Here is a 4,455-nt window from a genome sequence, read left to right as displayed (position 1 = left end):
AGCTCACCGAGAAGGTGCGCCGCAAGCCGTTCAGCGTGGTGCTCTTCGACGAGATCGAGAAGGCGCACCCCGACATCTTCAACTCGCTGCTCCAGATCCTGGAGGAGGGACGTCTGACGGACGGTCAGGGTCGCGTCGTCGACTTCAAGAACACGGTCATCATCATGACGACCAACCTCGGCACGAAGGACATCACTGGCGGCCCCGTCGGCTTCACGCTCGAGGGAAGCGCGGCGAACGACTACAGCGCCATGCGCGGCAAGGTCGTCGAAGAGCTGAAGAAGCACTTCAAGCCCGAGTTCCTGAACCGCGTCGACGAGACGATCGTGTTCCCGCAGCTGAACAAGGACGAGCTGCTGCAGATCGTGGGCATCTTCATCAAGCGTCTCGCCGAGCGTCTGCTCGACCGCGACATGACGATCGAGGTGTCGGACGAGGCGAAGGCCCGACTCATCGAGCTCGGCTGGGACCCGACACTCGGCGCTCGCCCGCTTCGGCGCGCGGTGCAGCACGAGATCGAGGACCGCCTGTCGGAGAAGATCCTGCACGCCGAACTCGATGCCGGTGACCACGTGCGGATCGGCTTCACCGATGGCGAGTTCACCTTCGAGACCGGACGCCAGGCCGGCCGCGACCCGAAGCCCACGAAGGCCGCCGCCCTCGGGGCCTGACTACCTCCGGTCGCTTGGCTGGATCTCGGAGAGGTTGGACCCACCACGAGGTGAGTCCAACCGCTCCGTTCTGGGTCCATCCTCGGCCGGTCCGCGACGGTAAGGTGGGGCGTCGTGAGCGAATTCAGCGTGCGACGGGCACGCACCGGTGACATCCCCGAGATCGAGACGCTCATCGCTCCGCTCGTCGAGAGCCGCGTGCTGCTCGGCAAGGATCGCGTCGTGTTCTATGAGGCGGTGCAGGAGTTCCGGGTAGCTGAGGATGCCGATGGTCGGCTGATCGGTTGCGGCGCCTTACACGTGATGTGGGAGGACCTCGGCGAGGTGCGCACTCTCGCCGTCGCGGATATGTGGCGCGGGCGCGGCGTAGGTAACGCGATCCTCGAAAGCCTTGAGGCGGAGGCCCGCGACCTCGGCCTCTCGCGGCTGTTCTGCCTGACCTTCGAGACGGGCTTCTTCGGCCGCAACGGGTTCGCCGAGATCGCCGAGAGCATCGTCTCGCCCGACGTGTACGCCGAACTGGTTCGCTCACCCGACGAAGGCGTCGCGGAGTTCCTCGATCTCTCCCGGGTGAAGCCCAACACGCTCGGCAACACCCGGATGCTCAAGCAGCTCTGACCCGGGCGTTCGGCGCATCGGGGCGTGCCGACGCGCCTGCCGCGAAACCCGGGCTTACCCTGGCGGCATGTCGAGCGTGCGCAACCCCGTCGGGCCGCAGCCGCCGTCGGTGTATTGGCGGCGTCGTCTGCTGGTGCTGATCGGGCTGATTGCCGTCGTCGTCATCATTGTGCTGATCATCGTGCGACCGGGCGCCGACAACACCGGGGCCGCGACCCCGACGCCGACGAACTCCGCATCGAGCACTCCGGTTGCCGGCGAAGCGGGCGACCCGTGCAACCCGGCTGTCATCCAGCTCGAGCCGATCACCGACTCCGTGAGCTACGCCTCGGGCGTGCAGCCGCAGATCTCGATGTCGATCACCAACACCGGCTCGGTCGCCTGCACGCTCGACGTCGGCACATCGGAGCAGGTGTACTTCATCGTGAGCGGATCGGACCCGATCTGGAACTCCCGCGACTGCCAGCAAGGCGGCACCCCGCTCGAGATGGAGCTGGAGCCGAACACACCGATCACGACGACACCGTTCGCCTGGGACCGCACCCGCTCGGCGCCTGACACTTGCGCCACCGGCCGCCCGGAGGTCATCGCGGGCGGAGCCACCTACCGTCTGAGCGTCGCTCTCGGTTCCATCGAGTCCGCCGAAGACACCCCGTTCATCCTCAACTGACCCCGCCACCGAGGGAGGTTAGAACGCGGGGACGGTTGCTCGCTCGGCGGGGGCGGCCGCGAACGCGATTCCGATCGCGGAGCGCACCGACCCGGCGTCGCCGTCGACGATCTGCGAATACCCGAGCCGCGCAGCCTCGCTGAGCCGCTGGCGCGCGGCGGCCACCGGCCGGATCTCGCCGGCAAGCGAGATCTCACCCACCGCGGCAAGAGTCTGCGGCAGGGCGACGTCTTTCACCGCCGAGGCGATCGCGAGCGCGATGGCAAGGTCGGTGGCTGGCTCGGTGAGGCGCATGCCCCCGACAGTCGAGACATACACATCGGATGTCGACATCCGAAGTCCGCACCGGCGTTCGAGCACCGCGAGGATCATCGCGACCCGGGCCGAGTCGACGCCGTTCACCACCCGTCGTGGCTGCGGGGCGGTCGTGCCGACGATGAGCGCCTGCACTTCGACCGGGATCGCGCGGCGGCCTTCGAGGGCGATCGTGACACAGGTGCCGCTCACCGGAATGGCGCTGCGGGAGAGGAAGAGCGCCGACGGATCGGGCACCTCGGCGATGCCGTCGCCGGTCATCTCGAAGCATCCGACTTCGTCGGTGGGGCCGAACCGGTTCTTCAGCGCCCGCACGAAGCGCAGCGCGGTCTGGCGGTCGCCGTCGAAGCTGCAGACGACATCCACGAGGTGTTCCAACAGGCGCGGCCCGGCGATCGAGCCGTCTTTGGTGACATGGCCGACGAGCAGCAGCGGCAGGTTGCGTTCTTTGGCGATGCGGATGAGGGTTCCCGCGACTTCGCGCACCTGCGCGGGTTGCCCGGGGGCGCCGTCGGACATCGCGGATGACACCGTCTGCACCGAGTCGACGATGAGCAGGCGGGGCTTCACGGCATCCACCTGGCCCAGGATCGTCGCGAGGTCGGTCTCGGCCGCGAGGTAGAGCTCGTCGCTGAGGGCACCGGTGCGTTCCGCGCGCAGCCGCACCTGGGCGGCAGACTCCTCGGCGCTCACGTACAGCACCCGGGCGCCAGTGGCGGCGACTCGGGCGGCGACCTCGAGCAGCAGCGTCGACTTGCCGACGCCCGGCTCACCGGAGAGCAGGATGGCGGCGCCCGGCACGATGCCGCCGCCGAGCACGCGGTCGAACTCGCCGATGCCGCTCGGGCGGTGGACGCTCTCTTCGGTGCCGATCTCGGTGATCGGCCGGGCAGTGCGAGCCGCCGAAACGGCGATCGCGGTGACCTTCTGGGTCGGGGCGCCCTGTTCGACGAGGGAGTCCCACGCCTGGCATTCGCCGCAGCGGCCCTGCCACTTGACGGAGGTCCAGCCGCACTCCCGACACGCGAATCCGGGGGTCGTCGGGCGGGCCATGCGGTCAGCCTAGGCGCGACATCCGACGACGCCGGTGAGCCCACGGCATCCGGTTTGGGGTCGGATGTCGTGGGCTCTGGGGAGGGGTCAGCCTTCGGTCGACTCCTCCTCGGTCGACTCCTCCTCGGTCGACTCGTCGGAGTCGTCGATCGGACGGTCCGGGCGGTCGGGGCGATCGCCCTGCTGCCCACCGGGACCCTGCTGGGGTCCCTGTTGAGCGGGGAACTGACCCTGCTCGATCGCGGGCCGCGCGCCGGCGTGGGTGGCCGCGGCGAGCGCGAACCCGGAGACGCCGCCGACGACGAGCGTCACGACGACGACGAGAGCGGCGATGAGCGGCGTCACCCAGCCACCCCTCTCGCGGACGACCGTCACCGGAGCGGCGGTTGTGACAGGTGCCGGGGCTTCAGAAGCCGGGGGCACCTCGGTGTTCTCTTTGTCTGCCATGGGTACGACAGTCGTGCCGTCGCCTCGGGGAAGTGTTGGGCCAACCTATGAACCAGCCGCGAAAGCGCATCCGAGAGCTGGGCTAAGATCGTCGGCGGTACCGTGTCCGAGCGGCCGAAGGAGCATGTCTCGAAAACATGTGAGGTTCATAGCCTCCGTGGGTTCAAATCCCACCGGTACCGCCATGTCCTGTCTCAGGACATAGGAAACCCTCGAACCTATTAGTTCGGGGGTTTCCTTCTTTTCTGGGGGCCCTTCGGGCGGCCGGTGGGCTGGTAGTCGCGACTGGTGTCGATGGTGAGCTCGCGGAGCAGCTCTCCGGTTGCCGCGTTGATGATCGTGACTTGGAGGTCGTTGACGAGCACGAGGACGTGGGTTCCTGAGTGGGTTCGGCTGATGCCGATGTGATGCATCTTGCTGGCGATGCGCAGGGTGATGCAGCCGGTCTTGTCGATGCGGTCGCGACGCACGCGAGTGTGATGGTCGTGGTCTCGGGCTCCCGCCTTCGGGGAGGCTTTCGGCAAGGCGAGGTAGCGGGCAGCAGGTGCCAGGCGATGGTGTGTGCGCCGGCGTCGAGCCCTTTCGTGGTGAGCCGGTGCCGCAGCTCGAGGATCAGCTCAACCGTCTCGCCGGTGAGGGCGTTCGGGCTGGACCGCGGCCGACGCGTGTGTGGCTGCAACG

Annotated in this window: 6 protein-coding genes and 1 tRNA gene; 4 read left to right on the top strand and 3 right to left on the bottom strand. The window is 68.1% G+C overall.

Annotated elements, in window-relative coordinates:
- The 3 genes from RMO30_RS01165 to RMO30_RS01155 all read left to right on the top strand — a co-directional run.
- A partial coding sequence (locus RMO30_RS01165; RefSeq protein ID WP_309708394.1) for an AAA family ATPase occupies positions 1 to 671 on the top strand: 671 nt, incomplete at its 5' end.
- Positions 672 to 785: 114 nt separating this feature from the next.
- Positions 786 to 1,289 carry an amino-acid N-acetyltransferase gene (locus RMO30_RS01160; RefSeq protein ID WP_309708391.1) on the top strand — a complete coding sequence of 168 codons (504 nt, stop codon included), beginning with the start codon at positions 786 to 788 and terminating at the stop codon, positions 1,287 to 1,289.
- Between the two features lie 67 nt (positions 1,290 to 1,356).
- Positions 1,357 to 1,959, top strand: a complete 603-nt coding sequence (locus tag RMO30_RS01155; RefSeq protein WP_309708388.1) for a hypothetical protein — start codon at positions 1,357 to 1,359, stop codon at positions 1,957 to 1,959.
- Positions 1,960 to 1,977: 18 nt separating this feature from the next.
- Here RMO30_RS01155 and radA read toward each other — a convergent pair whose 3' ends face one another.
- Complete coding sequence (gene radA, locus RMO30_RS01150; protein ID WP_309708385.1) at positions 1,978 to 3,327, bottom strand: DNA repair protein RadA; 1,350 nt, start codon at positions 3,325 to 3,327, stop codon at positions 1,978 to 1,980.
- Positions 3,328 to 3,414: 87 nt separating this feature from the next.
- Positions 3,415 to 3,774 carry a hypothetical protein gene (locus RMO30_RS01145; protein WP_309708382.1) on the bottom strand — a complete coding sequence of 120 codons (360 nt, stop codon included), beginning with the start codon at positions 3,772 to 3,774 and terminating at the stop codon, positions 3,415 to 3,417.
- A gap of 96 nt (positions 3,775 to 3,870) precedes the next feature.
- Here RMO30_RS01145 and RMO30_RS01140 point away from each other — a divergent pair.
- A tRNA-Ser gene (locus RMO30_RS01140) sits at positions 3,871 to 3,959 on the top strand.
- A gap of 36 nt (positions 3,960 to 3,995) precedes the next feature.
- Here RMO30_RS01140 and RMO30_RS01135 read toward each other — a convergent pair.
- Entirely contained in the window at positions 3,996 to 4,244 is a 249-nt protein-coding gene (locus tag RMO30_RS01135; RefSeq protein WP_309708380.1) for a hypothetical protein, read from the bottom strand.
- Positions 4,245 to 4,455 lie beyond the last annotated feature (211 nt).

It is taken from the genome of Pseudolysinimonas sp., from assembly GCF_031389465.1.
Lineage (GTDB): Bacteria > Actinomycetota > Actinomycetes > Actinomycetales > Microbacteriaceae > Pseudolysinimonas_A.
Note: the sequence above shows the minus strand (reverse complement) of the source record. Positions and strands in the feature narration are given on the sequence as shown.